Annotated in this window: 34 protein-coding genes; 13 read left to right on the forward strand and 21 right to left on the reverse strand. The window is 50.1% G+C overall.

The window, feature by feature from the left end; genetic code table 11:
• Together HG1285_RS17525 and HG1285_RS07050 are read right to left on the reverse strand one after the other, a co-directional pair.
• Positions 1–423 (reverse strand): hypothetical protein (locus tag HG1285_RS17525; protein ID WP_008287991.1); only part of this gene is annotated, 423 nt, incomplete at its 3' end.
• An 18-nt stretch (positions 424–441) separates the two neighbouring features.
• A complete protein-coding gene (locus HG1285_RS07050; RefSeq protein ID WP_008287992.1) occupies positions 442–954 on the reverse strand; it encodes a DsrE family protein in 513 nt (170 codons plus the stop codon).
• Between the two features lie 74 nt (positions 955–1,028).
• On the opposite strand from HG1285_RS07050, the gene HG1285_RS07045 reads away from it, so the two are divergent.
• From HG1285_RS07045 to HG1285_RS07035, 3 genes are all read left to right on the forward strand, one after another.
• Positions 1,029–1,232: a hypothetical protein gene (locus tag HG1285_RS07045; RefSeq protein ID WP_008287994.1), complete on the forward strand. Its 204-nt coding sequence runs from the start codon at positions 1,029–1,031 to the stop codon at positions 1,230–1,232.
• 121 nt (positions 1,233–1,353) lie between these two features.
• Positions 1,354–1,860: a 3-isopropylmalate dehydratase small subunit gene (gene leuD / locus HG1285_RS07040; protein WP_008287995.1), complete on the forward strand. Its 507-nt coding sequence runs from the start codon at positions 1,354–1,356 to the stop codon at positions 1,858–1,860.
• Complete coding sequence (locus HG1285_RS07035) at positions 1,832–2,461, forward strand: L-threonylcarbamoyladenylate synthase (protein ID WP_008287996.1); 630 nt, start codon at positions 1,832–1,834, stop codon at positions 2,459–2,461. The genes leuD and HG1285_RS07035 overlap by 29 nt, the downstream gene beginning before the upstream one ends.
• Here the strand turns inward: HG1285_RS07035 and HG1285_RS07030 are convergent.
• Together HG1285_RS07030 and HG1285_RS07025 are read right to left on the reverse strand one after the other, a co-directional pair.
• Positions 2,433–3,827, reverse strand: coding sequence for an FAD-linked oxidase C-terminal domain-containing protein (locus HG1285_RS07030; RefSeq protein WP_008287997.1), 1,395 nt, complete (start codon positions 3,825–3,827; stop codon positions 2,433–2,435). The genes HG1285_RS07035 and HG1285_RS07030 overlap by 29 nt on opposite strands.
• Before the next feature lie 13 nt (positions 3,828–3,840).
• Complete coding sequence (locus tag HG1285_RS07025) at positions 3,841–4,302, reverse strand: mechanosensitive ion channel domain-containing protein (RefSeq protein ID WP_198005446.1); 462 nt, start codon at positions 4,300–4,302, stop codon at positions 3,841–3,843.
• 48 nt (positions 4,303–4,350) lie between these two features.
• Here HG1285_RS07025 and sppA point away from each other — a divergent pair, with 48 nt between their 5' ends.
• The 8 genes from sppA to HG1285_RS06985 are packed head-to-tail and all read left to right on the forward strand — an operon-like array spanning position 4,351 to position 11,453.
• Positions 4,351–5,196: a signal peptide peptidase SppA gene (gene sppA / locus HG1285_RS07020; RefSeq protein WP_032496760.1), complete on the forward strand. Its 846-nt coding sequence runs from the start codon at positions 4,351–4,353 to the stop codon at positions 5,194–5,196.
• Position 5,197: 1 nt separating this feature from the next.
• Complete coding sequence (locus HG1285_RS07015) at positions 5,198–5,788, forward strand: flavin reductase family protein (protein ID WP_008288000.1); 591 nt, start codon at positions 5,198–5,200, stop codon at positions 5,786–5,788.
• Positions 5,785–6,771, forward strand: coding sequence for an ATP-grasp domain-containing protein (locus HG1285_RS07010; protein WP_008288001.1), 987 nt, complete (start codon positions 5,785–5,787; stop codon positions 6,769–6,771). The genes HG1285_RS07015 and HG1285_RS07010 overlap by 4 nt, the downstream gene beginning before the upstream one ends.
• Positions 6,758–8,377: a gamma-glutamyltransferase family protein gene (locus HG1285_RS07005; protein ID WP_008288002.1), complete on the forward strand. Its 1,620-nt coding sequence runs from the start codon at positions 6,758–6,760 to the stop codon at positions 8,375–8,377. Before HG1285_RS07010 ends, HG1285_RS07005 begins: the two co-directional genes overlap by 14 nt.
• Complete coding sequence (locus HG1285_RS07000; RefSeq protein ID WP_008288003.1) at positions 8,377–9,114, forward strand: N-formylglutamate amidohydrolase; 738 nt, start codon at positions 8,377–8,379, stop codon at positions 9,112–9,114. Before HG1285_RS07005 ends, HG1285_RS07000 begins: the two co-directional genes overlap by 1 nt.
• A 9-nt stretch (positions 9,115–9,123) precedes the next feature.
• The gene (gene folP / locus HG1285_RS06995) at positions 9,124–10,317 is read left to right on the forward strand and encodes a dihydropteroate synthase (RefSeq protein ID WP_008288004.1); all 1,194 of its coding nucleotides are present in this window, start codon (positions 9,124–9,126) and stop codon (positions 10,315–10,317) included.
• Positions 10,307–11,077, forward strand: coding sequence for a diadenylate cyclase CdaA (cdaA, locus tag HG1285_RS06990; protein WP_008288005.1), 771 nt, complete (start codon positions 10,307–10,309; stop codon positions 11,075–11,077). The genes folP and cdaA overlap by 11 nt, the downstream gene beginning before the upstream one ends.
• Complete coding sequence (locus HG1285_RS06985; protein ID WP_008288006.1) at positions 11,064–11,453, forward strand: hypothetical protein; 390 nt, start codon at positions 11,064–11,066, stop codon at positions 11,451–11,453. Before cdaA ends, HG1285_RS06985 begins: the two co-directional genes overlap by 14 nt.
• Positions 11,454–11,467: 14 nt before the next feature.
• Here the strand turns inward: HG1285_RS06985 and erpA are convergent, their stop codons facing one another.
• From erpA to HG1285_RS06930, 11 genes are read right to left on the reverse strand one after another with little or no spacing between them, the layout of a single operon-like run.
• Positions 11,468–11,818, reverse strand: a complete 351-nt coding sequence (gene erpA / locus HG1285_RS06980) for an iron-sulfur cluster insertion protein ErpA (protein ID WP_008288007.1) — start codon at positions 11,816–11,818, stop codon at positions 11,468–11,470.
• A 40-nt stretch (positions 11,819–11,858) separates the two neighbouring features.
• Positions 11,859–12,083, reverse strand: coding sequence for a lipopolysaccharide assembly protein LapA domain-containing protein (locus tag HG1285_RS06975; RefSeq protein WP_008288008.1), 225 nt, complete (start codon positions 12,081–12,083; stop codon positions 11,859–11,861).
• Entirely contained in the window at positions 12,080–13,045 is a 966-nt protein-coding gene (gene pdxA / locus HG1285_RS06970) for a 4-hydroxythreonine-4-phosphate dehydrogenase PdxA (RefSeq protein WP_008288009.1), read from the reverse strand. Before pdxA ends, HG1285_RS06975 begins: the two co-directional genes overlap by 4 nt.
• Positions 13,038–13,382, reverse strand: a complete 345-nt coding sequence (locus tag HG1285_RS06965; protein ID WP_008288010.1) for a 6-carboxytetrahydropterin synthase — start codon at positions 13,380–13,382, stop codon at positions 13,038–13,040. The genes pdxA and HG1285_RS06965 overlap by 8 nt, the downstream gene beginning before the upstream one ends.
• Positions 13,348–14,121, reverse strand: a complete 774-nt coding sequence (locus HG1285_RS06960) for a GGDEF domain-containing protein (protein ID WP_008288011.1) — start codon at positions 14,119–14,121, stop codon at positions 13,348–13,350. Before HG1285_RS06960 ends, HG1285_RS06965 begins: the two co-directional genes overlap by 35 nt.
• Positions 14,111–14,353, reverse strand: a complete 243-nt coding sequence (locus HG1285_RS06955; protein WP_008288012.1) for a hypothetical protein — start codon at positions 14,351–14,353, stop codon at positions 14,111–14,113. The genes HG1285_RS06960 and HG1285_RS06955 overlap by 11 nt, the downstream gene beginning before the upstream one ends.
• Positions 14,353–15,393 (reverse strand): hypothetical protein, encoded by a 1,041-nt coding sequence (locus HG1285_RS06950; RefSeq protein WP_008288013.1) that lies wholly within the window; start codon positions 15,391–15,393, stop codon positions 14,353–14,355. Before HG1285_RS06950 ends, HG1285_RS06955 begins: the two co-directional genes overlap by 1 nt.
• Positions 15,390–16,577 carry a tryptophan--tRNA ligase gene (trpS, locus tag HG1285_RS06945; protein WP_008288014.1) on the reverse strand — a complete coding sequence of 396 codons (1,188 nt, stop codon included), beginning with the start codon at positions 16,575–16,577 and terminating at the stop codon, positions 15,390–15,392. The genes HG1285_RS06950 and trpS overlap by 4 nt, the downstream gene beginning before the upstream one ends.
• 23 nt (positions 16,578–16,600) lie before the next feature.
• The gene (locus HG1285_RS06940; protein WP_008288016.1) at positions 16,601–16,867 is read right to left on the reverse strand and encodes a type II toxin-antitoxin system RelE/ParE family toxin; all 267 of its coding nucleotides are present in this window, start codon (positions 16,865–16,867) and stop codon (positions 16,601–16,603) included.
• Positions 16,851–17,093, reverse strand: a complete 243-nt coding sequence (locus tag HG1285_RS06935; RefSeq protein ID WP_008288017.1) for a hypothetical protein — start codon at positions 17,091–17,093, stop codon at positions 16,851–16,853. The genes HG1285_RS06940 and HG1285_RS06935 overlap by 17 nt, the downstream gene beginning before the upstream one ends.
• Before the next feature lie 32 nt (positions 17,094–17,125).
• On the reverse strand, positions 17,126–18,061 hold the full coding sequence (locus HG1285_RS06930; protein WP_008288018.1) for a dihydroorotate dehydrogenase: 936 nt from the start codon (positions 18,059–18,061) through the stop codon (positions 17,126–17,128).
• Between the two features lie 38 nt (positions 18,062–18,099).
• Here HG1285_RS06930 and HG1285_RS06925 point away from each other — a divergent pair, with 38 nt between their 5' ends.
• Complete coding sequence (locus HG1285_RS06925; protein ID WP_008288019.1) at positions 18,100–19,296, forward strand: hypothetical protein; 1,197 nt, start codon at positions 18,100–18,102, stop codon at positions 19,294–19,296.
• Here HG1285_RS06925 and queC read toward each other — a convergent pair.
• Entirely contained in the window at positions 19,293–19,940 is a 648-nt protein-coding gene (gene queC / locus HG1285_RS06920) for a 7-cyano-7-deazaguanine synthase QueC (protein WP_008288020.1), read from the reverse strand. The two genes, HG1285_RS06925 and queC, sit on opposite strands and share 4 nt — an antisense overlap.
• A 16-nt stretch (positions 19,941–19,956) precedes the next feature.
• On the opposite strand from queC, the gene gspE reads away from it, so the two are divergent.
• A complete protein-coding gene (gspE, locus tag HG1285_RS06915) occupies positions 19,957–21,366 on the forward strand; it encodes a type II secretion system ATPase GspE (RefSeq protein WP_008288021.1) in 1,410 nt (469 codons plus the stop codon).
• On the opposite strand, the gene fsa is transcribed toward gspE, so the two are convergent.
• The 5 genes from fsa to HG1285_RS06890 all read right to left on the reverse strand — a co-directional run.
• Positions 21,363–22,016, reverse strand: coding sequence for a fructose-6-phosphate aldolase (gene fsa / locus HG1285_RS06910; RefSeq protein WP_008288022.1), 654 nt, complete (start codon positions 22,014–22,016; stop codon positions 21,363–21,365). The genes gspE and fsa overlap by 4 nt on opposite strands.
• Positions 22,013–22,387 carry a thioredoxin family protein gene (locus HG1285_RS06905; RefSeq protein ID WP_008288023.1) on the reverse strand — a complete coding sequence of 125 codons (375 nt, stop codon included), beginning with the start codon at positions 22,385–22,387 and terminating at the stop codon, positions 22,013–22,015. The genes fsa and HG1285_RS06905 overlap by 4 nt, the downstream gene beginning before the upstream one ends.
• The gene (locus tag HG1285_RS06900) at positions 22,387–23,121 is read right to left on the reverse strand and encodes a pseudouridine synthase (RefSeq protein WP_008288024.1); all 735 of its coding nucleotides are present in this window, start codon (positions 23,119–23,121) and stop codon (positions 22,387–22,389) included. Before HG1285_RS06900 ends, HG1285_RS06905 begins: the two co-directional genes overlap by 1 nt.
• Before the next feature lie 9 nt (positions 23,122–23,130).
• Positions 23,131–23,718: a DUF3501 family protein gene (locus tag HG1285_RS06895; RefSeq protein WP_008288025.1), complete on the reverse strand. Its 588-nt coding sequence runs from the start codon at positions 23,716–23,718 to the stop codon at positions 23,131–23,133.
• 1 nt (position 23,719) lies between these two features.
• Positions 23,720–24,967, reverse strand: a 1,248-nt coding sequence (locus tag HG1285_RS06890) for a heterodisulfide reductase-related iron-sulfur binding cluster (protein WP_008288026.1), incomplete at its 5' end; no start/stop codon positions are given.

Here is a 24,967-nt window from a genome sequence, read left to right on the forward strand (position 1 = left end):
ATCTATCCTCTGATTTATCCTGTCAATATCCTTCTTGATATTACCCACTTCTTCTCTCATCTCCTGACGTAGCTGGTTTATCTCATCTTTGACCTCTTGTCTGAGCTGGTTCATTTCCTGTCTGAGTTGGTTTATTTCCTGCCTGAGCTGGTTCACTTCCTGCCTGAGCTGTCCTGTCTCTTCTTTCATCTCCTGTCTCAGCTGTCCTATCTCTTCACGCACCTCCTGTCTGAGCTGCCCTATCTGGATGTCAACCTTCTGGTTCAACTGGTCTATCTTCTGGTTCAGATACTTGAAGTCGCTCTCCTGTCTTTCCTCTATCTTTTCAAGTTTTCTATATATGTCCCTCGTCCTCTCGTCCACTATGTCGTATACAACCTCTAAAGTTATCTTCTTTACGATCCCCTTCGTCCACTCGCGCATGGTTTAATTATAGGCTCCTTACCTTATCTCTTCCACAGCCTTCTTCCTTTCATAGACTCTCGGTATGAGAAGGGCATAGCCCTTGTGCTGCCAGTGAAGGAGTTCGGTTATAGCGGAGGGAACGAGCTCTATAAAGGGTGGAAAGTCCTCGGGTTTATATCCGTAAATGAGCTCCGCTGCCATGGAACAGACCTTGAACTTCACGCCATACATCTCCATGCTCTCTATCCTGTCCCACACATCCCTGTACTTCTCCCTGTTCTTATTGACCAGCGTTGTTATCTCCGTCCCGTGGACTACCACCACTATGTCTATGTCTTCACCCGGTATAAACTCGTAGGGCTCCCCTGACAGGACGTATATGATGTTTGAAACCCATTCAAGGGCTGGCTTTATTTTTTCAGGCTCGTCAAAGTAGAACTCAACCACGACCTTGAAGGGTGCCTGATAGGGCGTCTGAACGAAGGCAGGCTTATCCTGAGGGAAGGAGAGACCCAGCGTAAATAAGAGAAAGAGAAAAACTTTCCTCATGGCTCACCTCCCTATGGTTTAAAGTTATCTGCGGATTATACTTTCAGTTATGAGAGGGAACAGGAGAACCAACAATGTGGAAGGTGTTTGAAGAACTTGGCAAGTGGTTCCTTAACCTTGCGCTTATTGACCTTGCCACTATAGTATTTCGTCCACTCATAGAGGGAAACGCTGAGCATTCCAGAATAGGGATAGTATCTGCCTTGTCCGCTGTATTAGTTGGATCTATGTTTTTGTATGCATCCACAAAATTAAGGAGGAGCGATGATGGGGCTTAAAGAGTTTTACATCTTTGTTTTAGTTTTGTCAATCGTTATGGGATTATTAGGCACAGTTGTTTACTTATGGGAAAAAAGACGCATGCGTAAGCCTACAACCTGAATGTGCTATACTTTCAGTATGAGAACGGTTATAAGGGGAAAGGTCTGGAAGTTTGGAGACAACGTTGATACCGACCAGATAATACCGGCAAGGTATCTGAATACATCCGACCCTTACGAACTCGCCAAGCATGTCATGGAGGACTCAGAGCACCCGGACTTCGCCGAAAAGCACCAGGAGGGCGACATAATAGTTGCGGGCAAGAACTTCGGTTCGGGCTCTTCAAGGGAACATGCCCCGATAGCGATAAAGTTCGCGGGTGTGCCCGTCGTTATAGCCAAGTCCTTCGCGAGGATATTCTTCAGGAACGCCATAAACATAGGTCTTCCAATAGTTGAGGCTCCCGAAGCGGTGGACGAGATAAACCAGGGAGACGAGATAGAAGTTGACCTTGAGAAGGGAGTGGTAAAAAACCTGACCACAGGTAAGGAGTATCAGGCAACCAAGTTTCCGGAGGAGCTCCAGGCGATACTGCGGGCGGGCGGACTCATGGAGTATGCGAAGGAAAGGCTCAAGAGCGGTTAAGGACTCCGACCCGGAAAGCGTCCCCTTAGCGGTTCGCTCACTCGGAAAGGGTGAGTTTATCGTAGCACCGACGGACACCATATACGGGATTCTGGCCGACGCCCTGAACTACAACTCCGTTGCAGGACTAAAGAGGCTGAGAAGACCCTCAGGAAGACCCTTCATAGTCTTAATTCCCGACCTTTCATGGGTAGCAAAGCTCGGGCTTGAGGCGAGGAAGGAGAACCTGAAACTTTTATCCCTCCCCGGGATAACGGTCGTGTTCAGGAAAAAGACGGGTCTGTATCACTGGTTGGGGGTGGACAGCCTTGCGGTGAGATACCCCCGAAGGGGGTTCATATACAGACTTCTGAAGAGGTACGGGAAACCCTTGGTTGCACCGAGCGCAAATCCGGAAGGACTTCCCCCCGCAAGGGATGTAGGAGAAGCGATGGGCTACTTCGGGGACGCTGTTTCCCTTTACGTGGACGGAGGGAGGATAGAGGGCACACCCTCAACCATAATAAAAGCTGAGGAAAAACTGGAGGTCATTAGAAGGGGCTCATTGAGCCCGGACAACTTGAGAAGGCTCCTCAGACTTCAATCACCTTTCCCGGATTAAAGAGGTTCTTGGGGTCAAAGAGGAGCTTTATCCCCTTCAGGAGCTCGTAGCCTGTGTCTCCGAACTGCCATTTAAGGAACTTCTTCTTGGTAAGACCTACGCCGTGCTCACCGGTTATAGAGCCGTGGTAGTTAAGGGCGAGCTCAAAGACTTCGTCCACAGCCCTCTCAGCCCTCTCCTCCTCTTCCGGGCTGGCTTTATCGTAGAGGAAGTTCACGTGCAGGTTTCCGTCTCCTATGTGTCCGAAGACCACCATGAGGAGGTCGTACTTCTTCGCTATCTCCCTCAGCTTGGGGAGCGCCTCGGCGAGGTATGTTCTGGGGAATACTATGTCTTCGTTTATCTTACCCGTCTTAAGGTTCCCAAGGGCGGGTCCGAGGTTCTTCCTCGCCGTCCATAGTTTCTGGGCTTCCTCCTCACTCTCCGCCACTCTAACTTCCACCCCGAGGGAAGACAGGAGCCTTCCGACCTCTTCTATCTGCTCCCTGACGGCGGTCTTGGAGCCGTCTACCTCTATAAGAAGAAGGGCTTCAACATCCCTGGGGAGTCCCACGGGTTTGTAGTCCTCCACAGCCTTTATGGCGTCCCTGTCCATAAACTCCAGAGCTGAGGGGAATATACCGGACGTCATTATCGCGGTGACAGCCTTCCCTACGTCTTCAAGGTTATTGAAGAGGGCGAGAGCGGTTGACCTCGCAGGGGGAAGAGGTATAAGCTTCAGGGTAGCCTCCGTAAGCAGTCCGAGAGTCCCCTCGGAACCCACGAAGAGCTTCGTTATATCGTACCCGGCAACGTCCTTAAGTATGGGGTTGCCCGTCCTTATGAGCTCTCCTCCCTTTATCACAGCCTCTATACCGAGGACGTACTCCCTCGTTACCCCGTACTTGAGACACCTGGGACCCCCAGCGTTCTCGGCTATGTTCCCGCCTATGGTTGAGTACTTGAAGGAAGAAGGATCGGGCGGGTAGAAGAGCCCCAGCTTTTCCACGTGCCTTTGAAAGTCGTAGGTCACCACACCCGGCTGGACTCTTGCGGTTGCGTTGTCCACGTCCACCTCAAAGCCGTTCATCCTCTCAAAGGAGACCACTACACCTCTCTCGGAGGTCGGGACAGCCCCTCCGGTGAGACCTGAGCCAGCCCCCCTCGGGAACATAGGTATGCCTTCCTCGTAACAGACTTCAACGAGCCTCACCACGTCCTCTCTGTCCTCCGGGAACACAACCGCCGAAGGAACAGCCCTCTCTATAGGTATGGGTGTGGCGTCGTAGGAATAGAGCTTCCTCTCCACTATGGAGCGGTTAACCTTGTCCCTGCCAAGGGCACTCTCTATCTTAGACACAGCGTCTTTCTTGAGTATCCCGAACATAGGGAACAATATATCACCCCTCCTTAACCGGGATTATGTTCGTGAACATGGTGGAGTTGGGAACGAGCACCCTCTCTCCGTCACCCTCAAGAACCGTATAGCGCAGGTTTATCTCAAGAACCTCCCCTTCGTAAGAGCCCACCCTTATCCTGTCACCTACCCTGAAAGGGCTGTACAGGATTATGAGCACTCCGGCGAGGAGGTTTGAGATTATGTCCTTCATGGCAAAGCCCAGGGCAAAACCCGTAAGTCCAAGACCGGTGATGAGAGCGGTAACGTCAACCCCGACAACACCCAAGGAGGTCAGAACACCTAAGACGAGTATGGACATGTAAGAAAAGTTGGCGAGCAGGTTGAGAACGTTTACTCTGTCCTCGCCGAGCTTAACTCTCAAGGACATGACCTTTGACCTTACGAAGGAAGCCAGAAACAGGGACAGCAGGAACGCCAAGAGCCCCACAAGTAGCTTAGGCATCAACTCCTCTCCCATACCACTCCCAGCCTCCGTTTAAAATATTCTCCCATGAGAAAGTGGATATTTATAGGCTTGTTTTTACTTATAATTGCTTTTGTAATGTTCTCCGCACTGATATCAAGGGTGCCCGTAGGAGAAAGGGTTGCCATCATAAACATAAAGGGCGTCATAGTTAACCCGATCCCTACCGTCAGGAAGATAGAGCGCCTGAGAAAGGATAAGAGTGTTAAAGCTCTCGTTATAAGAGTTGACTCTCCCGGGGGATCCGTTGGGGCTTCTCAGGAGATATACAGGGCTATAGAAAGGTTCAAGGCGGAGGGCAAGCCTGTGGTGGTATCCATGGGTAACGTGGCTGCCTCAGGAGGATACTACGTCTCAGCACCGGCGGACTACATACTCGCAAATCCGGGAACCATAACGGGGAGCATAGGGGTGATAATCCAGCACGTAGCTTACAGGGAGCTCATGGAGAAGATAGGGGTAAAGGCTACGGCTATAAAGACGGGTAAGTTTAAGGATACACTGAACCCCTTCAGAGAGCTGACACCGGAGGAGAAGGAGTACCTTCAGGAAACCATAGGTGAGGCTTACGAGCAGTTCCTGAAAGCTATCCTCAAGTACAGGGGAAACAAGATAGGAGAGGAGAAGCTCAGGAGCGTTGCCGACGGGCGCGTTCTTACTGGGGAAAGGGCTAAGGAATTGGGTCTCGTGGACGAGCTGGGCGGCATAGAGGATGCTGTTCAGAAGGCTAAGGAGATCGCCGGTGTTCCCAAGGCGAGGGAGTTCTTCGTGCCCGAGGAAAAAAGCCTCCTCCAGAAGGTTCTGGGCGGTGAGATAGAAGAGCTTAAGATACTCAACTCTTACAGCCCCCTCTTTTACCTGATGAGCTTCTGAGATGGAGTTCCTTGTAGATAGAACGGACGGGGACACACTCTTCAGGCTCGTGCTCGGACTTGTGGTGCCGAGACCTATAGGCTGGGTGTCTACCGTTAGCAGAGAGGGCGTTTACAACTTAGCCCCTTTCAGCTTCTTCAACGCGGTGAACGATGAACCACCCGTATTCATGATCTCCGTGGGAGACAGAGATGACGGAAGCCTGAAGGACACCGTCAGGAATATCCTTGACACTGAAGAGTTCGTTATAAACCTCGTGTCAGAAGACCTGTTCAGAAACATGCTCATAACCGCTGAGGAGTTCCCGCCTGAGGTTGACGAGTTCAAAAAAGCTGGGCTGACGCCTGAGCCGGCAAAGCTTGTAAAGGCTCCCCGTATCAAGGAGGCGAAAGCCGCCTTTGAGTGCAAACTCTTCAAACACGAGAAGGTTTACGACATGCACCTCATACTCGGGGAGGCTAAGCTCATAAGGGTTGAGGAGGGTGTTGCAGACAGGGAAGGAAGAATAGACTACGAGAAGCTCAGGCCGGTGGGGAGGTTGATGGGGAGCTACTACCTGAGAGTACTGCCTGATCGCCTATTAAAAGTATGAATGTTGCAGTAGTATACAACGAAGACTTCACAAAGGTATTCAGTCTTAGAAACAGACCGGCGAGGGAGAGGTACGAACGTAAGGTCGTTGAAAAAATAGCCAAGGTTGTGAGCTCAAGAGGACACAGGGTAGAAGTTTTTGATGCCAACCTTGAACTCTGTGAGAAACTGCTAAATTTCGTTGAGGAATGCAAGGTGGATAATGTCATTGTGTTCAATTTATCCTACGGTACCCAAGGAGAAAGCAGGTACTCCCACGTGCCAGCTATGTTGGAGATGCTTGGAATAATGTATACAGGTTCAGGACCGTTTGGTCATGCGATAGCCTTGGACAAAGTTAGCACAAAACTCGTTTTTAAGGAATATGGAATACCAACGCCTGAATTTGTCGTTATATCTCCCTATCAAAAAATTCCTGAGGGACTAAGCTTCCCACTGGTAGTTAAGCCACGAATGGAAGCTCAATCCTTGGGTGTTAATTTGGTAAGAAACTACAGAGAGCTTGAAGACACTCTCACCCACGTGTGGGAAGAATTCGGACAGGAAGCCTTAGTGGAAGAGTTCATAAGAGGTCCCGAGTACGAGGTCAGCCTTATTGGAAACGGAAAATACATAAAAGCCTTGCCGATCACAGGTATATACCTCGGAGACGACCCGGAAGCTATATACTCCAGAGAGGCAAAACTAAAATACCACCCTGAACAGTTCTGCCCTGCAGCGATAAAAGGCGAGCTTGCCAGAAGGTTAGTAGAGCTCTCCATTAAAGCTTTTAATGCTTTACATCTAAGAGACTATGCGAGGTTTGACCTGAGGCTTGGAGAGGATGGCAAACCCTATTTCTTTGAGGTAAACTCAATGGCAAGCTTAAATCCCTCCGGCTCTTTCTTTTGTGCAGCTAAAGCTGCCGGTTTAAGCTATGACCAGCTGATCTTTAAGATACTCCATTCATCCCTCCGGAGGTACGGGGTAGATGTTAGACTTTGAAAGGATAGAGGGAGAATTTAAACCTTCAGAAGACGGTAAGTTTTCTGAGGCTGGGAACTGCATGGTATCAACCGCCCACCCTGAAGCCACCAAAGCGGGAGTGGAAATTCTCAGGGCAGGAGGGAACGCTGTTGATGCTGCCTGTGCCTCCGCGCTTGCCCTCTCAGTATGTGAACCTCAGGCAAGCGGTATAGGTGGGCAAACGATGATGCTCATATACACGGGAAGAAAGATCGTATCCATAGATGGTTCTTCAAGGGCACCTTCCTTAGCGCATGTAAGCGCCATATATGAAGAAGACAAAGAGGTCGGTTACAGAGCATCTACCGTTCCAAGTACCCTCGCAGTCCTCGGGTATGTACACAAAAGATACGGCTCTCTTCCCTGGAGTATGGTGTGCGAGCATGCTATAAGGCTCGCTTACGAAGGATATCCTATAACTAAACTTCAACACGACCTTCAAGTCAAAGAGCTTCCAAACTTCAAAAAGGTTAAGTCCTTTTCTGGTGGGAAGTACTTCCTGAAGGATGGAAAGCCCTATAGACCGGGGGAGGTTTTTAAACAGCCCGATCTGGGTAGGCTTCTGGAAGATATAGCCAATAATGGTTTTGAGTACTTCTACCAAGGAAAGCCCGCAAAAATTATAGACGCTGACATGAGGGAGAATGGAGGGCTTTTAAGGTATGATGACCTCGCCTTAATACCTTTACCCATAGAGAGGCAAGCTGTTAAGGGCAGTTATAGAGGATTAAAGATATACAGTATGCCGCCGCCGGGTGCAGGGAGACCTCTTATCTATGCCCTTCACATGTTAGATGCGGTCAGAGCCGATAAACTTCGTAAGGACAAAATATTTAGAGTTCATATCCTTATAGAGTTTGTGAGAGAAGCTCTCTTGGAATGGACAGGCAGGCCTTACGACCCGAACTTTTATCCCCAGATACCTCCAGAAAGGATGTTGAATAAGAAGTATGCTGAAAAGATTGCAAAAAGGATTATGAGCTCTGTGGACGTACATTTACCAATCCATGAAACTCTCGATGAGCTTATGGGTGAGACGACCCATCTATCAGTCATGGATTCCGACGGTATGGTTGTTAGTCTGACCCAGTCAATAGAGAGGGTTTACGGAAGTAAAGCAGCTGCGGAAGGGTTAGGATTCTTGTACAACAACTACCTAATGGACTATGACTACAGAAAGGTTGAGCATCCCTACTACCTGAGACCCAACTCCATACCTTGGGCAAGTGTAGCTCCTTCCATAGTTTTCCTAGGAAACGAACCATGGCTTGTAATGGGTAGCCCCGGTAGTGAAAGAATATTCTCTGCGCTGACTCAATTTTTACTGCACACTGTTGATTTTAGTTATTCAATAGATAGGTCTGTTTCAGCTCCCAGACTACACGCTTCTTTAGGGGGGTTGGTCTCACTGGAAGAAGGATATAGAGATAGTGAAGTACTGGAATATTTGAAAAGAGAGGGGTACAGAGTTGATTTCAAGGAACCCTTCTTCTTTGGGTCTATACACGCGATACTCAAAACGAGAAGAGGAACCTTTCAGGGTGTAGCTGACCCACGAAGGGATGGAACTGCGGAGGGTTTTTGATGCTTCCCTGCCTGATATCGGTGCCCCATGGGGGAACAAAAATCCCACGTGAGGTAAGAAAACTCGTAATCCTGTCTCCAAGAGATATCTTGGAGGATGGAGATCCGTTTACACCTGAGCTTTATGACCTGGATGTTGAGTCAAAGCTGGTTATGGAGATTGCAAGGGCTATCGTTGACGTAAACAGAGCACCAGACGATACGCCTCCAAATAACCCAGACGGAGTAGTGAAGAGTGAAACCGCATTCGGTAAGAAGGTTTATAGGGAATTTCCCGACAGGAAACTCATAGAAATACTGCTCAACAGATACTATTTTCCTTTTCACAGGAAGATAGTAAAGGAGCTTAAAAGGGAAAATGTGCTTATAGCTTTTGACTGCCACTCTATGGCTCCAATAGCCCCAAAGGTCGCTCCCGACAAAGGCAGAAGGCCTTCTTTCTGTCTTGGCAACTATTACGGGAGGGCTTGTTCAATGGAAACGACAGAGACGCTTAGGGAATGTCTTACTGAAGTTTTTGAACTTCCACATGAAGAGGTTGAGATAAATGAGCCCTTCGCGGGAGGATACATTACAAGGACTTACGGTATGAACCCAAAGCCTTGGATACAGATAGAGATAAACAGAGATATGTATATGAACTGGGAAGAGCTAAAGAAGGATGAGGAAAAACTTGAAGACGTTAGAAAAAAACTCCAGATGAGTCTGAAGCTATTCTTTGAGAGAGCCAGCCTATAAAATATATACATGCTCGTAAAACACTTCTCAGACAAAGACCTCTTCTATAAGTTTCTCAAGGAACGCGTAGGCGTATTCTTCAAAGAGGCTGAGGAGAGATCCCTTGAGGGTGTATTCCACTGCCTTTACTTCCAGCACGAGGGTAATCCTGAACCCATATACCTATCCGCCCAGAAGAGTTGCGTCACGGTGTTTTCAAACGGAGACAGGTTCGTCCTGTGTGGCAGCGAAGCTAACCTCAGAAATATATGTGCAGAGCTCGTAAACTACCCGGAGACCAAGAAGCTCGCGAGGGAGATACTGGAGAGTTTTATAAGATTTAGGAAAAAGAACTTTCAGATAAATTACAACGGGAAGATACTTCCCCTGGGGCTCAAGACGGCAATAATGGGCGTGCTGAACGTTACCCCTGACTCCTTCTCGGACGGGGGAGAGTTCACAAAACCCGAGAAAGCCTTCACGAGAGCCTTGGAGATGTACGAAGAGGGGGCTGAGATAATAGACATAGGTGGGGAGTCAACGAGACCGGGTTCTGAAAGGATAGACGCCCGCCAAGAGCTGGAGCGTGTCCTGCCCGTGCTCAGGCTAATAAGGAAGGAGCTGCCCGAAGTCTGGATATCGGTTGACACTTACAAGGCGGAGGTGGCGAGAGCCTGTCTTGAAGAGGGGGCTGACATAGTGAACGACGTGAGCGGCGGCATTTTTGATGAGGAGATATTTAGGGTTGTATCCCAGTTCGGGTGTCCATACGTCCTCACCCACATAAAGGGCAGACCGGAGATATGGAAGAGCGAGCCCCTCCTATACGAGGACGTAGTCGGGGAGATAGTGGAGTGGCTGAATAAGAGGATGCTCCTTCTTCTGGAAACCGGTTACAGGAGGGAGGACAACCTCATTTTAGACCCGGGTATAGGCTTCGGAAAACAGCCCGAGCACAACGTGGAGATACTCAGGAGGTTTGAGGAGTTAAAGGTGTTGGGAAAGCCGCTGCTTGTAGGGGTATCAAGGAAGTCCTTTGTGGGACTCGTGCTTGAGGGCTTCCTTAACAAACAGACCACACCCAAGGAGAGACTCTTCGGAAGCCTCGGGGCGGTTGCACCTGCAGTTCTGCAGGGAGCCCACATAGTAAGGGCTCACGATGTTAGGGAGACGAGGGAGTTCTTAGCCCTCCTTGACGCTGTGAGGACCTACGATGTTCTTTGAGCTTCTCAGGGAGCTTTTCGGTCTCAGAGACCTTATAGACATAATCGCGGTAGCGATATTCATATATGCCGTAATCTACTTTCTCGTAGTAACGAAGGGCTTTCAAATACTCAGAGCCCTCGTACTGATAGGTGTTCTGTGGTTTGTAGCTGAGGTAGTTCAGTTAAGAACCCTATCGTGGATATTTGAGAAGCTATGGACGCTCGGGCTGTTCGCCATAGTGGTCATATTCCAGCCCGAGATAAGGAAAGCCCTCGCTCGTATAAGCGAGAAGACCAAAGTGATAAAGTTCTCCTCCCTGGAAGAGAGGACGATAGAGAGGATCGTGAGGGCGTGCAGGTTCATGTCGGACAGACAGATAGGAGCCCTCATAGTGGTGGAGAGAAGCCAGAACGTAGAGGACATAATAGAGGGTTGCGTTTACATAGATGCGACCGTCTCCGTGGAGCTTCTGATAACCATATTCTACCCGATGACACCCCTCCACGACGGTGCCGTGGTCATCAGGGGAGACAGGATAGCCTTCGCATCCTGCGTGCTTCCCCTCTCAAAGGCGGCGGAACTCCCCAAGAAGTATGGAACAAGGCACAGAGCCGCCCTCGGCATAAGCGAGGAGAGTGACGCCATAGCCGTGGTGGTCTCCGAGGAAACAGGCGAGATATCCCTCGCCGTTGAAGGCAACCTTGAGAGGAACTTAGACCCTGAGATACTCAGAGACAGGCTTGAAAAACTTATGGGGTTGAAAGATGAGGCTTCTTAGAGAGCTGTTTATAAGGGACTGGAAGTACAAGCTTGCCGCACTGCTGATATCCGTTTCCCTGTGGAGCGTGGTAAACTTCGGGAGCAGAACGGCGATAACGGTCTCAAGGTACGTTGAGGTCAGAAACCCAAAACCGGAGTTCGTATACAGGCTAAATCCCGACAGGGTTGACATAACCGTTTACGTTATAGAAAAGCTGTTGCTGTCCAGGTTAATAGAAGAGGTGAAGGCTTACGTTGACGTCTCAGAGATAAACAAACCGGGGGTATACAAGCTCAGGGTTCATGCGGAAACCGCTATCCCAGTCCTGATACACCCGACGAGTGCAGAACCGCCGATAGTTAAGGTGGAGGTTTTGAAAAGACCGCCCCGATAGGGGCGGTGGGTTTATCAGCCGCAGCTGAAAGAGCTACCGCATCCGCAACCACCGGTGGCGTTGGGGTTCCTTATGGTGAATCCGCCACCCATGAAGTCAACCACGTAATCAAGCTCAGCACCGTTGACGTAAGGCATAGAGAAGGCGTCTATGACGACCTTGACGTCGCCCTGTTCAAATACGTGATCACCCTCCTCTATGGTGTCGTCAAAACCCATGGCGTACTGAAAGCCTGAGCATCCACCGGGCACTACCCTGACCCTGAGGATGGGATTCTCTATGTTGTTTTCCTGAGCGACCTTTTTAATCTCCTCAGCTGCCTTCTCGGTAACCTTGAATACCATCGTAGTCTGTTGCTCTTGCATACTTCTGACCTCCTTTATAAGAATTTGCTTATAAGATACTTCAAGAAGATAACCTCTTTATGACGTAAGTCAAGGGAAAGAAGAGCATGCCGACAACGAACCCCAGGAAGAAGGATATAAGGACGACGAGCCCCACCGGCAGGGCTGGCGTTTTGGTTTCACCCCAGAGGACTATCTCAACGTTCTGACCGGAGTTTATCAGGAAGAAGTAGAAGGACACACCGAACACCACGAGGAAGAGCAGGATCGCAAGGAGGTTTCTCATCTCTTAAGATTGTGAACCAGCTTCTCAAGAAGTTCAAGGGCTTTTAGGCTCGGTGTAGGATCCGCTAAGCCCTTCCATGCTATCTCGTAAGCGGTTCCGTGGTCTGGAGAGGTTCTGGGGAAAGGTATCCCTATGGTGAGGTTAACACCCTCCTTAAAGGCGAGAAGCTTGAAGGGTATAAGCCCCTGATCGTGGTACATACACAGGAAGAGGTCAAAGTCATCAATCCTGAGGAAGGCTGTATCGGGCACGAGTGGTCCTTCCACTTTATATCCCTTATTTTTCATCTCTTCAATCGCGGGCAGGATCTCCTCCACGTCCTCCCTGCCCATATCACCCATCTCACCCGCATGGGGGTTGAGACCGAGGACGCCCACGGTCGGTTCCTCTCCAAAGAGTCTTTTAAACTCTCTGAAGATGAGATTGAGCTTAGAGAGGACTTTTTCCCTCTTCACAGCTGAAGGCACGTCCCTAAGAGGGACATGGGTCGTGAGCAGGACGACCCTGATCCTGTCGGAGTACATAACCATGGCGTAGTCCGTTGTGTTTGTAGCCTGTGCGAGGTACTCCGTCTGCCCTGGATAGCTGAAGCCAGCCCTCGTAGCCCAGAACTTGTTTATCGGCATGGTGAGCAGTCCCTCTATGTGCCCGCACACTGCGTCCACCACAGCCCTTGCAAGGTAAGCCACAGCAACCTTTCCCGAGCTCACAGATGGTTGGGGGACGGGTCTTTCCGAGATGTTTAAGTCCAGCAGGTAAACCCCCGGAGAATCAACCCTCTCCGCTCCATGAACCTTTTCGTAGTGGAAGTCAACCCCGAGTAAGTCAGCCGCCTCCAGCAGTGTCTTCTCCTCCCCGTAAATCAGGTAGGCTGTATCGTTACGGAAATTGTTGTATATCCTGAGGATCAGCTCGGGACCTACACCCGCAGGGTCTCCTATGGTTATACCGATCCTATTCATAGTATTCAGCCCCGCAGTTTTCCGTTTCCCAGACCACAACCTTCCGCAGGGCAGGGTACCTATCCTTAAGGACGCCGTAAAGCCACCTTGCCACGTTCTCCGCGCTGGGGGAGAACTCAAATACCTCGTTCAGGAGCCTGTAATCGGGCAGGGTTTCCTGCAGAAACCTGTCTATCTCAACGAAGTCTATTCCCATGCCACCTCTGTCAAGCTCATGGGCGTCTATGTAAACCTCAACCTCCCAGGTGTGACCGTGAAGAGGTTCAGGGCTCCCATGGTAATCCGTAAGGAAGTGAGCTGCGTTAAACTTCCTCTTTACCCTTATCGTCCACGGCATGCTTGTTCACCTCTTTGTGAACCTTTTTTGAAAGGTACATCCTCTCGTCGGCAACGTCTATCAGCTTCTCAAAGGTGTCTCCATCCTGAGGGAAACAGGCGTAGCCCACGCTGAGGGTTATCTTTATGTCCTCGTACATCACGTAGAAGCCGGTAGCGAGCCTGTTCACCACGTCCAGAACCTCCGAGCTCTTACCTGCCGGAAGAACCACGAGGAACTCGTCGCCGCCCCACCGGGCAACCAAGTCGTAGTCCCTCAGGGCTAACCTGAGCTCCCTGACCACTATCTTAAGAGCCTTGTCCCCGGCGTCGTGCCCGTAGGTGTCGTTCACCTTTTTAAAGTCGTTCAGATCCACGAGGAGTATGGCGAACTCACTCTTGAGCCTCCTTGACTTCTTGAACTCCTCGTTTATGTACTCAATTATGAACTTCCTGTTGTAGGCTCCCGTGAGAGGATCGTAGAAGGCTGCCTCCTCAAGGTCTTTCAGGGACATCAGGGACAGCCTTATGAGGGAGAAGCCTATGAGAAAAGCGCCCAAGGAGGTCATAGCCTCAGCCCAAGGGGAGAGCAGGTTGCCAGTCCAAACTATGTGTACCTTGGGGACGGTTAGCCCGAGGAATCCGACCGAGAGAATTATAAAGTCCTTTAAAACCTTCCTTGACCAGGCAAGTCCGAGCGACAGACCCGCAAGTATGGCGAGCAGTAGCGTCTCAAGAGCGAAGAAGTCTTCAAAGGTCATCTATATCCTCTCCCCTTAGAAGACGCTGGGCGTAGTTCACACAGCTGAGAACCATGAACATGAGTGCGTGTTTGTGGGTTTCCTCAAAGTTTTCCTTCACCCAGAGCGTCCCGTCTTCCCTCTCCACGACGGATATGTATTTTAGTGCTTCCTCCGCGAGGGCTTTGTTCTGGACTTTCCTAAGGATCCTCTCCCTGACCCAATCGGGTAACGGTTTTTCCACATCGGGCATCAAGAAACCTCCAGCAAATCCGATACAAAGAGGGGTCTAACTCCAAACAACAACCTCCCGACCTTCAAGGCATAAGTATATCCCAAAACCATGTAAAAGTCATTCCTAAGCTGGGAAAATTTCGCATTTGAGCCGATGGACTCTCCTACGGCTCCTTCTTCGGAAAGGAGCACCATGTAAGTGTTGCTGAAGGGGGAATAGACCTTAATAGACCTGTCCTCAACCCACACGAAGGAGGGCTTCTCAGAAAAGGATATGAGGTTAGTTCCCTCTTTTATAGCCTTGAGAAGGTCTTCCTTGCTCTCAACCCTCTCTCTGCTAATTACGAAGTTTCTGACCATAGAAAAGGAGGTCTCGTAGTCAGGTATCATAAGCCTCTTCCTGACCTCGCGAAGGTAGAGCTTTACGTGATGATCCAGACCCGCCACGACCTTACTCCTCCACCCTTCCTCAAAGAACCTTTTCGTATACAGCCCAGTGTCTATCAGCTTGGTGAAGTTCCTTACGAGCCTCTTGCCTAAAAGAGGATAAAGCAACAGAGATATCAGTATGTAAAGTACAAGCCTCGCCTTGTGTTCAAGGAGGGCATCCCTGAGGTCTATAAGCTCAAAGAGGTAATCCCTCCTCTTCTCCAGCCTCCACCTGTACTTCCCCCTGAAGTGATGGGCTATAACCCTGAGCTCACCCACCTCAAGGAGGTCTCCGAGGAGGTTTCCCTCCTCGTCGTTCAGCTTCACCTCCCTGCCGGCGATAAGCCTGTCATCTGCGAAGCCCTTTATGGTGTCGTTATCGTGGTCGGTAACTATGACGTAGTCTATACCACATCTGTCCCGCGCTCTGATGACATCCTCCGGCTTGCCAAGGGAGTCGTAGGAAAACTGGGTGTGTATGTGAAGGACGTAGGAGTAAATAAAGACATCTGGCGGATCGAGCAGATGGGCTCCTCTATCAGCATTGCCCACAAACCTCACCGGGAAGAGGAAAAACCATATCAGAAGGCAGAGTAGTATTAAAAGGAGTAAGAATATAACCTCTATCATTTAAGATTTACAGCTTCTCTCACTTCTTCCATGGTCTCCTGGGCTACGTTCCTCGCCCTTATAGAACCCTCTATAAAAGTTTTTTCAACTTCCTTGAGGTTTTTCTTTATCTCTTCCCTTCTTTCGCGGAGCGGAGAGAGGAAGTGCTCCAGACCCTCAAGCATCATCTTCTTACAGTCCACACACCCGAGCTTACCAGACCTGCAGTCCTTGTCTATCTGCTCTATTTTGGCTGCGTCTTTAGTGAAGAGCTTGTGATACATGAATACGGGACATATATCCGGTCTTCCTGGGTCGTTCCTGCGTAGCTTCTGTGGGTCGGTGAACATCTTCATCACCTTCAGCTGAACCTCTCCCTCGGTGTCCGCAAAGAATATGGCATTGTTGTACGATTTGCTCATCTTCCTTCCGTCCGTGCCCGGAACCTTAGGGGTTTCGGTAAGGAGAGCCTCCGGCTCTGGGAAGACCTCTCCGTAGAGGTAGTTGAACCTTCTCGCTATCTCACGGGTCAGCTCTATGTGGGGAAGCTGGTCTTCTCCAACGGGTACGCCTTCTCCCTTGTATATGAGTATGTCCGCAGCCTGAAGGACGGGGTATCCGAGGAAGCCGTAGGTGTCTGTCTCGTAGAAGTCCTTTTTAGAAACGTTCAAGTTCTTTAAAAGCTCAGGCTCTATCTCTCCCTCAAAGAGGGCGGCTATGAAGGTATCGGCGAGGTCGTCCAGAAGGTGCTCCTCAAAGCGTTCAAAGTCCTCCACCTTGTAAGGGATCATGTTCATGAACTCCCTGACCACGTCCCTGAGTCCTCCCCTGAACTGAAGGGCTATGTCCTGGAGCTTGAGGAGGTTGTACTTCATGTCTTTATAAGTTGGGTTCCACTCAAGCCAGCTCTTGGGAGTTATCATGGAGAAGAGGAGGTGGAGCTCCGCGTGCTCTTTGACCTTTGACTGGATAAACAGGACGCTCTTTTCAGGGTCAAGTCCGAGGGTGAGCCAGTCAACCATGAGCTCCTTTATGTTCCTCTGGAGCTCGTTCGTCTTCTTGTAGGCGGTCGTGAGAGCGTGCCAGTCCGCCACGAAGAAGAAGGTGTCATGTTCTTCCTGTAGCTGAACCCAGTTCTTTATAACGCCGAAGTAGTGCCCGAGGTGGAGCTTTCCCGTGGGTCTCATTCCGCTGACTATTCTCATGGGAAGTATTTTACTTTATGTTCTCAGTAAGCACTTCCTCTTGAGGCTATGTTGACCACAGCGATAATCCTCTCATCTTCCAACAAAGCAAATATAACCCTGAAGTCTCCCACCCTCAATCTGTAAAAACCTTTAAGCTCTCCAACCAGAGGTTTCACGTTTCTGTGAAGTATCGGGTTCTCTGCATTACTGAGTGCCCGCAAGGAACCATTTATCCGTGCTCCCGTTTTTCTGTCAAGCCTCTTAAATTTCTTCTCTGCAGTTGAAGACAGCTTAATCGTCCAGCTCACTGAGCTTCTTTCCTCCCCCTCTTTTTATTTCCTCAAGACCCTCCCTGCATTCTTCAAGAAAATTAGGTATAGAGAGAAGCTCAAGTGTCTCCCTGTGTCTGTTTATGTACTCGTCTATTAGCTCGTTGATTATATCGTTTATCCTCTTACCTTCGTACCCTGCTATAGCTCTTAAAAGTCTCGCTTTCTCTTCGCTAAGCCTTACCGTCGTGGTAACTCTCTTCATACGAAGGAATATGACTTCATGATGTCATTAAGTCAAGTTTTTACGTCAAGCCTGTGGGCCCTTCCTATAAGCTCCCTGAACTCCCTAATTCCTTTCTCCTTCATGAAGTTTTCTATCCCCTCTATTACCCTTAAGGGAGCGAGAGGGTCGTAGAAGTTGGCGGTTCCTATCTGGACTGCGGACGCCCCTGCATATACGTGTTCCAGAGCGTCCTCGTGGGTGGTTATCCCCCCCACACCGATTATAGGAATCCGATGTCCAAACTTCTCAAAGGTCTGCCATACCATCCTGACGGCTATCGGAAATATAGCGGGTCCCGAAAGTCCACCCGTCTTGGTGGAGAGTTCAGGTCTCTCCTTGTGAATGTTTATCCTCATGCCCAAGAGCGTATTTATCAGGACGAGTCCATCTGCACCAGAGTCTATGCAAACTTTGGCAAACTCGGTCACATCGGTGACGTTTGGGGAAAGCTTTACCAAAAGTGGTTTTTTAATGTTCTTTTTTATATTCTCCACAAGGTTTCCAAGCACCTGAGGGTCGTGTCCGAAGGCTATTCCACCCTTCTTCACGTTGGGGCAGGAGACGTTCAGCTCGTAGGCAACAACCTTATCCGCAGACTCAAGAGCTTTGCATACCTCTACATACTCCTCCTCAGTTTCACCGAAGACGTTCACTATGAAGTGGGTATCTATCTTCTCAATCTCAGGGTAGAGTTCCTTTAAAAACTTCTCCACACCAGGGTTCTGGAGTCCTATTGAGTTGAGCATACCGCAGGGGGTCTCCACTATCCTGGGAGTTTCGTTCCCGAGCCTTGGTCTGAGGGATATTCCCTTGGTAACCACCGCACCGAGCCTGGACAGGTCGTATATCTCCCTCGCCTCAAGCCCATAACCGAAGGTTCCGCTCGCAGTCCACACAGGGTTTTTAAACTTTATACCGAAGAGGGTTATGGTGAGATCAGCTGTCATATCCTAAATTAGTATAGGTTATTAAGGAGGGGGCTTTGTTGTTAGATAAACTGCCTCTTATCCTATACCTTCTGGCTTTGACGGGTGCGGTTGCCTACTTTATATACACAGTCCTGAGGTTCAGAAAAGACCTCAACAGACCCTCCGTGGAAGCCAGATACTCCGTACCACCTTACGTCGCAATCAGCATAGGACTCTTCTTTATACTCATAGCACTCCCCTTCTACTACAAGGAGTGGAGAAATATACCCAGAGTGTTTTTTGAAAACCCCGTAACTATCTCTTTCATAGTATTCACACTCGTGGGTGTCGGACTCATTCTCTACGCCCTGCGGAAGACTATCAGGCGCATAAGGGTGTCCAAGGAAGTGGTGGTTGAAGAGGAGGAACTAACTCCCGGAGGTGTATTGAGCGGTATACTTAGGATAAAAGGTCTGGAAGCTGTAAGGGAACCTTTAAAAGCCAGCCTCGTACTCCAGCAAGCCTACGTGGTCTCCCATAGGGAGAAAAGGATAGGCGAGAAACCTGTATGGTCGCAGAGTATAGAAACCTACCCTGTTATATTCAGAAACTTCACCGAGATACCATTCAAGTTTGACTTAGGTGAGGACTTCCCTCCTGAGGACAGCTGGGAGGAGGGCTACGAGCTTGCGATCGTGGTTGAGGGAAATGAGTTCGGGGTTGAAACCTTCTTTCTTAAGAGAAAGGGAGAGCCCATAAACTATATACCCGAAGACCTATTTAACACTGGGAATGTGCGAAGCGTAGGTGAGATAATAGCGGAGAGGGAATACGCAAATTCCTGGTACAACCTGGCAACCACCTCATTTGTGGTTCTCTTTGCCCTGTTCATGTGGTTCATGCTACGTTCCGGAAACATCCTTAAAGACCCTTTATCCGCTATCGCCGGTCTCATAGCAAGCGGTTTTGTATTGCTGATGATATTTTTCCTGCCCGTCTATATCATGGCTCTAAAACTAAGAGGCAGGTCAGCGGAGGAAAGAAAGAAAGGTGCCAAGGGCGTGCTGAACATGGCAGTGCTCTTGATAATAACCTTCGGTGGTGTATGGGGCTACGCTATATACAGACACCTCCAGGGAGACAGCAAGCTCCTGGAGATGATCTTTGACCTTGTCCTCTCGCGTTTGGTGGACGGCATCCTCGGTATGTTCGTCCTGCTGGGTTTATTCGGCGTGGTGGTGAGCATAAGAGGCGTACTACACAGATCCCCTTAGAGGATACCCTGAAGGGCTTCCTCCCTCTGTCTGCAGGTGGGACATTCACCGCAGGGCGGTTCCGTTCCTCTGTAACAGGAGTAGGTCTTTTCGTAAGGAACTCCCAGCTCTTTACCCAACAAGGCTATCTCCCTCTTACTCATTCCCAAGAAGGGTGCCCACACGTGTATCCTCACCTTCTTCTTGGCTGTTAGGATTGATCCGGCGTTTATGGCAGACTCCGCGGAGGTTATGAACTCCGGTCTGCAGTCGGGGTAGGGCGTGTCAAGGGCGTGAACTCCTATGCCTATGTGATCAATTTCAAGGGCGTCCGCAAAGGCGCTGGCTATGGAGAGGAAGTTCAGGTTCCTCATGGGCACGGTGGTTATGGGCGGTTCGTTCTCCGGGTAGTCCTCCGAGGGGACTTCAACGCTCTCATCTATCAGGGCGCTTCCCTTTATGCTCTCGTATATGGGGAGCTTGACGATTATGTGTTCCTCTACCTCAGCGAGTTCTGCGAGACCTTTTGCGTACTTGAGCTCTACCTGATGCCTCTGCCCGTAATCAAAGGAGATAGCCCAAACTTTGTCAAACTCCCTTTTGGCGAGCCAGAGGAGGGTGGCGGAGTCCATTCCTCCAGAGAGGAGCACTATGGCTTTCTTCATGCTTAAATTTTAATCTATGAACATACTCAAAGAGTACAGGCTTATCCCTCTGGAGGAACAGAACGGGACTCTCAAGCTTCTCGTTCCCAAGTCCTTCAGCGAGGAGGAGGTGGAGGAGATAAGGTTCAGGACGGGTAAGGACGTGGAGCTTGTTGTTCTTCCAGACGAAGAATTTGCCAAGGAGCTTCAGGAGAGGCTCTCGGCGGAGGACATACATATAGAGGGAGAGGAGGAGGAAACCAAAGAGGGGCTTGACCTCCTTCAGGCGCAGGACGACAGCCCGGCGGTTAGCTTGGTCAATCAGGTTCTCATAAAGGCGAGCACGGTGGGAGCCTCTGACGTTCACTTTGAGCCCTACGAGGACGAGGCGGTGGTTCGTCTCAGGATGGACGGGGTTTTACATGATGTTCTCAAGATACCTTCCTCCACCTACCAGAACGTCGTCTCAAGGATAAAGGTGATGTCCAACCTGAACGTTGCGGAGAAGAGGGTTCCTCAGGACGGACGCATACGCGTGAAGATAGGAAGCAAAGACCTTGACATAAGGGTCTCCGTGGTTCCCACGGTCTTTGGAGAGAGGGTAGTCCTCAGACTTCTTGACAAAACGGGCGCACTTTTGACCCTTCAGCAGCTGGGATTATCAAAAGAAGACAGGGAGAAGGTGGAGAGGCTCGCCAAGAAGCCCTACGGGATAGTTCTCGTCACGGGTCCCACGGGTGCGGGTAAGTCCACAACCCTGTATGCGATGCTTCTGTATGTGAAAGACCCTAAGAAGAACATAATTACCATAGAGGATCCCGTTGAGTATCAGATAAAGGGTATAAGCCAGATACAGGTGAACCCTAAGGTGGGTCTGACCTTCGCCAGCGGGCTGAGATCCGTCCTCAGGCAAGACCCAGACATAATAATGGTGGGTGAGATAAGGGACGCTGAGACCGCAGACATAGCCGTCCACGCCGCTCTCACGGGGCACCTCGTCCTCTCAACCCTCCACACCAACGACGCACCTTCCGCCATCACCAGACTCTCGGACATGGAGATAGAGCCTTTCCTTATCGCCAGCTCCCTTGAGGGTGTGATAGCCCAGAGGCTTGTGAGGAGGATATGCCAGCACTGCAAAGAGCCCTACAAGCCCGACGATGAGGAACTGAAAGAGCTCGGTGTAGAAGGCTACGAGGGAGAGTTTTACAGAGGAAGGGGTTGTGACCAGTGTCTCGGGACTGGCTACAGGGGAAGGATAGGGGTTTACGAGGTGCTTGAGCTGGACGAAGACCTGAAGGCTCTTATAACCAGAACTCAAGACTCCAACGAGATAAAGAAGGTGGCAAGGGAGAAGGGATACAAAACCATGTTAGAGGACGGAATAGAGAAGGTTAAGAAGGGTATAACCACCTCCAGCGAGCTATTGAGCGTTATAAGGAGTTAAAAAGGCTTTTCCGGAACCTTCTCCCAGTCCTTTAGGAAGAGCTCTATACCTTTATCTGTGAGAGGATGTTTGAAGAGCTTTTCAAGAACCGCAAAAGGAACTGTGCAGATGTCAGCACCTATCAGAGCGGACTCAAGGACGTGCATGGGGTGTCTGACGCTCGCAACGATTATCTCTGTGTCCACCTCGTAGTTGTAAAAGATCTCTTTTATCTCCCTTATGAGCTTCATACCTTCGCCGGATATATCGTCAATCCTTCCAACGAAGGGTGATACGTAGGAAGCCCCAGCTTTTGCCGCTATCAGAGCCTGCATAGGAGAAAACACAAGGGTAACGTTCGTAGGTATCCCTTCGGACTCAAGAGTTTGAACTGCCTTCATACCCTCCGGGGTCATGGGTATCTTGACGACCACGTTCTCCCCGAGCTCAGCAAGGAGCCTCCCCTCCTTTATCATTCCCTCAGCATCAAGGGACACGGTCTCAAGGCTCACGGGACCGTCAACTTCCTCAAGTATTTCCTTTACAACCTCCTTGAAAGGTCTTCCCGTCTTTGAAACGAGGGTGGGGTTCGTGGTGACTCCGTCCAGTATCCCCCAGCTGTTGGCTGTCCTTATCTGCTCTATGTCCGCGGTATCAAGAAAGAACTTCATGCCTTTACCTCCTGAAGTATATTCTCAGCTTTTTTAAAGCCAAGGAACGCCTTTTTTACCTTTCCGTCCTTAACGACCACCGTGGTGGGCGTCCCTAAAACACCCAGTTGACTTGCTACCTGAAGCCCCTCCCTGTTGGAGACGTCCACCTTCTTTACCTTCACCTTTTTTGAAAGCTCGTCTATGACGGGGTTCATTCTATGGCAGGCTCCGCAGTTGGGAGAGTAAAAATAGACGACCACGTTCCTGCCGAATTTTGTAAGTTCCTTGCCTACGAGCTTCTTTGCTCTCCATCGGGCGAAGAGCTGAACCGACAGCATAAGGAGCATGACGCCTGCTACCGCTATGAGGAATATGTTTAAAAGCTCCATCAAGATGAATATTTTAAACCAACCGCTGAGAAGAGCTGTCGTAGTTCACGCTGGCTCAGTTCTCTCCACTTGCCGGGGGGGAGTTTGCCCAGTTTGAGGGTGCCAAGGGCTATGCGTTTGAGCTTTATGACAGGGTGCCCGAAGGAGGCTAAGAACCTCTTTACTATGTGCTTCCTGCCCTCGTGAAAGACTATCTCCAAAAGGGTGTTGTCTCCCTCGTAGCGGACGATCCTGACGTCGTCGGGTTTGGCGAAGCCGTCTTCTAATTCAGCGCCGTGTTTCATCTTCCGGAGGGTGTTCTTGGAAACTTTACCTTTAACGAGGGCTAAATAGACCTTCGGTAGCTTGTATCTCGGGTGCAGAACCCTGTTGGCAAGTTCGCCGTCGTTGGTCAGGAGCAACAGACCTTCGGTGTTGTAGTCCAGCCTTCCCACGGGGAACACCCTCTCGGGGACGTCCTTTATAAGTTCCTCTATGGTCTTCTTACCGCTCTGGGATTTTCCCAGCTGAGTGAGGTAACAGCAAGGTTTGTTAAGGATTATGTATATCTTGCGGGGTGGCTTTACCTCTTTGCCGTCCACCTCTACCCTGTCCACCTCGGGGTCAATTTTGACACCGAGGTCTCTTACAACCTCTCCGTTTACCTTAACCCTGCCCTCCTCTATGAGCTTATCCGCCTTTCTGCGGGAGGTTACACCGCACATGGAGAGGTAGCGATTGAGACGGACGATCATGTAGAGAGTTTACTCGCTTTCCAAGTCTTTTATGAGCTCCTCCTTGACCTCAGGCGGTAGCTCTGTCATCGCCTTGTAGTTCTCGTGGTTTATCTCTATCCTGACGGGTTCTCTTTTGAAAGCCTCCACCTGCTCGGGCGTGAGCGTCCACTTGAGGAAGTGAACGACGGAGGCTTTGCCCTCCTCGTAGTCCATCTGGCTCTTCTCGTCCGCTTCCGCCTTTATGGTGTACTTGTTGCCTATGTGAAGATATACAGCATCGTGTATGCCCACCAGCTTGGGTAGGGTTGCCTTCCTCTCTTTCTCGTCGGGTATCTCTATGAAGAATGTGGCTGAAAGCTGGTTTTTCTCGGGTATGAGGTCGTTGTAGGTGTCTATCTCAAACTGAACGTCCTTGTCCTCAACTATCCTCTCTATCCTGATCATCTCTTGGATCTGGAACCAGACGGTATCGTAGTTCTCAAAGACGAGGGTCACCTTATCGCCCAAGTGAACCCTCCTTCTCTTCTTGAGCTGGGTTATCTCCTTGACCTTTTCTGGTCTGACCTTTTCGTACTCGTAGATGTTTAAGATGTCTTTGAACTCAACCTTTCTCATCTCACTCTCCTCCGTATGCCCTGTAAAGAACCTCAAGGGGGTGAAGGGGTTCTTTACCCGTTCCCAGCTCTATCATGTGGCTCGCGAGGGGGCAGTCGGAGACGTAAAGATCCGCATCCTGAGCCTTCAGGTCGTCAAAGAGGCGAGAACCTACCTTGTAGGCGTAATCAAAGGTCTCCTTCTTAACGCCGAAGGTGCCGTCGTGTCCCGAGCACCTGTCCACTATCCTAACCTTTGTGTCCGGTATCAGCCTGAGTAGTGCCACGCCCTTGTATCCCACGTTCAGGGACTTCAGGTGACAAGGTATATGGTAGGCGATGCTTCCCATGGAGACCCTGAAGTCTTTGTTAAACTTGCCCTCTTCGTTCAGCTTCCATAGATACTCATGGACGTCGTAGACCTTCTCCGCAACCGCCTTGGCGTCCGGGTCGTCGGGTAGGAGCAGTGGGTATTCGTACTTTATCTGGAGGGCACAGGTAGGTATGGGGACTATTATGTCAAAGCCTGCATCAACGTATGGTTTTAGTCTCTGGACGTTCCTCTTAGCCTTCTCTATGGCGGAGTCAAGGTCTCCTATGTCAAAGTAGGGTATGCCACAGCATTCCTGAGACTCGGGCAGTTCCATGTGAACGTCGTTCTTCTCAAGAACCCTCGTTAGGGCTATGCCCTTCTGGAGGAAGTTGTAGTTCAAGAGACAGGTTGAAAAGAGAACCACCCTTCCGTTCTCACCCTTGACGGGTCTTCTGTTCTTCCTGAACCAAGAGACGAAGCTCTCGGTGTTGAACTTGGGAAGCTTTGCCCTCTGGTCTATACCCATGAAGTTTTCCAGAACCACCCTGACGGGTTTTGTGTCCATGAGAGTATTTACCACGTGTGCCTGGGGTCCCACGTTGAGCTTGCCGTTGAGGTCTGTGTTTACCATCAGCTTGTCGGTGATCTTTGCGCCATCCTTCTTGAACTTCCAAGCCTTGTATCTGAGGGAGAGGTGGGGGAAGTCCAACTTCCACTCGTGGGGAGGTGTGTATGGGCATCTAAAGTAACACTGCTTGCAGTGAAAGCATAGCTCAAGGGGTTTTGCCAGCTCTTCTCTCGTTAATTTCTCAAGGTCATCGTCCTTGGCGTCCACCGCATCAAAGAGGGCGGGAAAGGAGGGGCAGAAACTCACGCACATCCTGCAGTCTTTGCACTTGGAGTAAACCCTCTTAGCCTCTTCCCAGAGGGCGGATTCATCGTAAAATTTGGGGTCTTT

This window comes from Hydrogenivirga sp. 128-5-R1-1 (assembly GCF_000171895.1).

Coding starts and splice junctions, on each gene's coding strand:
- HG1285_RS07050 (WP_008287992.1), bottom strand. CDS start 954: ATGAGGAAAGTTTTTCTCTTTCTCTTATTTACGCTGGGTCTCTCCTTC.
- HG1285_RS07045 (WP_008287994.1), top strand. CDS start 1,029: ATGTGGAAGGTGTTTGAAGAACTTGGCAAGTGGTTCCTTAACCTTGCG.
- leuD (WP_008287995.1), top strand. CDS start 1,354: ATGAGAACGGTTATAAGGGGAAAGGTCTGGAAGTTTGGAGACAACGTT.
- HG1285_RS07035 (WP_008287996.1), top strand. CDS start 1,832: ATGCGAAGGAAAGGCTCAAGAGCGGTTAAGGACTCCGACCCGGAAAGC.
- HG1285_RS07030 (WP_008287997.1), bottom strand. CDS start 3,827: ATGTTCGGGATACTCAAGAAAGACGCTGTGTCTAAGATAGAGAGTGCC.
- HG1285_RS07025 (WP_198005446.1), bottom strand. CDS start 4,302: ATGCCTAAGCTACTTGTGGGGCTCTTGGCGTTCCTGCTGTCCCTGTTT.
- sppA (WP_032496760.1), top strand. CDS start 4,351: ATGAGAAAGTGGATATTTATAGGCTTGTTTTTACTTATAATTGCTTTT.
- HG1285_RS07015 (WP_008288000.1), top strand. CDS start 5,198: ATGGAGTTCCTTGTAGATAGAACGGACGGGGACACACTCTTCAGGCTC.
- HG1285_RS07010 (WP_008288001.1), top strand. CDS start 5,785: ATGAATGTTGCAGTAGTATACAACGAAGACTTCACAAAGGTATTCAGT.
- HG1285_RS07005 (WP_008288002.1), top strand. CDS start 6,758: ATGTTAGACTTTGAAAGGATAGAGGGAGAATTTAAACCTTCAGAAGAC.
- HG1285_RS07000 (WP_008288003.1), top strand. CDS start 8,377: ATGCTTCCCTGCCTGATATCGGTGCCCCATGGGGGAACAAAAATCCCA.
- folP (WP_008288004.1), top strand. CDS start 9,124: ATGCTCGTAAAACACTTCTCAGACAAAGACCTCTTCTATAAGTTTCTC.
- cdaA (WP_008288005.1), top strand. CDS start 10,307: ATGTTCTTTGAGCTTCTCAGGGAGCTTTTCGGTCTCAGAGACCTTATA.
- HG1285_RS06985 (WP_008288006.1), top strand. CDS start 11,064: ATGAGGCTTCTTAGAGAGCTGTTTATAAGGGACTGGAAGTACAAGCTT.
- erpA (WP_008288007.1), bottom strand. CDS start 11,818: ATGCAAGAGCAACAGACTACGATGGTATTCAAGGTTACCGAGAAGGCA.
- HG1285_RS06975 (WP_008288008.1), bottom strand. CDS start 12,083: ATGAGAAACCTCCTTGCGATCCTGCTCTTCCTCGTGGTGTTCGGTGTG.
- pdxA (WP_008288009.1), bottom strand. CDS start 13,045: ATGAATAGGATCGGTATAACCATAGGAGACCCTGCGGGTGTAGGTCCC.
- HG1285_RS06965 (WP_008288010.1), bottom strand. CDS start 13,382: ATGCCGTGGACGATAAGGGTAAAGAGGAAGTTTAACGCAGCTCACTTC.
- HG1285_RS06960 (WP_008288011.1), bottom strand. CDS start 14,121: ATGACCTTTGAAGACTTCTTCGCTCTTGAGACGCTACTGCTCGCCATA.
- HG1285_RS06955 (WP_008288012.1), bottom strand. CDS start 14,353: ATGCCCGATGTGGAAAAACCGTTACCCGATTGGGTCAGGGAGAGGATC.
- HG1285_RS06950 (WP_008288013.1), bottom strand. CDS start 15,393: ATGATAGAGGTTATATTCTTACTCCTTTTAATACTACTCTGCCTTCTG.
- trpS (WP_008288014.1), bottom strand. CDS start 16,577: ATGAGAATAGTCAGCGGAATGAGACCCACGGGAAAGCTCCACCTCGGG.
- HG1285_RS06935 (WP_008288017.1), bottom strand. CDS start 17,093: ATGAAGAGAGTTACCACGACGGTAAGGCTTAGCGAAGAGAAAGCGAGA.
- HG1285_RS06930 (WP_008288018.1), bottom strand. CDS start 18,061: ATGACAGCTGATCTCACCATAACCCTCTTCGGTATAAAGTTTAAAAAC.
- queC (WP_008288020.1), bottom strand. CDS start 19,940: ATGAAGAAAGCCATAGTGCTCCTCTCTGGAGGAATGGACTCCGCCACC.
- gspE (WP_008288021.1), top strand. CDS start 19,957: ATGAACATACTCAAAGAGTACAGGCTTATCCCTCTGGAGGAACAGAAC.
- fsa (WP_008288022.1), bottom strand. CDS start 22,016: ATGAAGTTCTTTCTTGATACCGCGGACATAGAGCAGATAAGGACAGCC.
- HG1285_RS06905 (WP_008288023.1), bottom strand. CDS start 22,387: ATGGAGCTTTTAAACATATTCCTCATAGCGGTAGCAGGCGTCATGCTC.
- HG1285_RS06900 (WP_008288024.1), bottom strand. CDS start 23,121: ATGATCGTCCGTCTCAATCGCTACCTCTCCATGTGCGGTGTAACCTCC.
- HG1285_RS06895 (WP_008288025.1), bottom strand. CDS start 23,718: ATGAGAAAGGTTGAGTTCAAAGACATCTTAAACATCTACGAGTACGAA.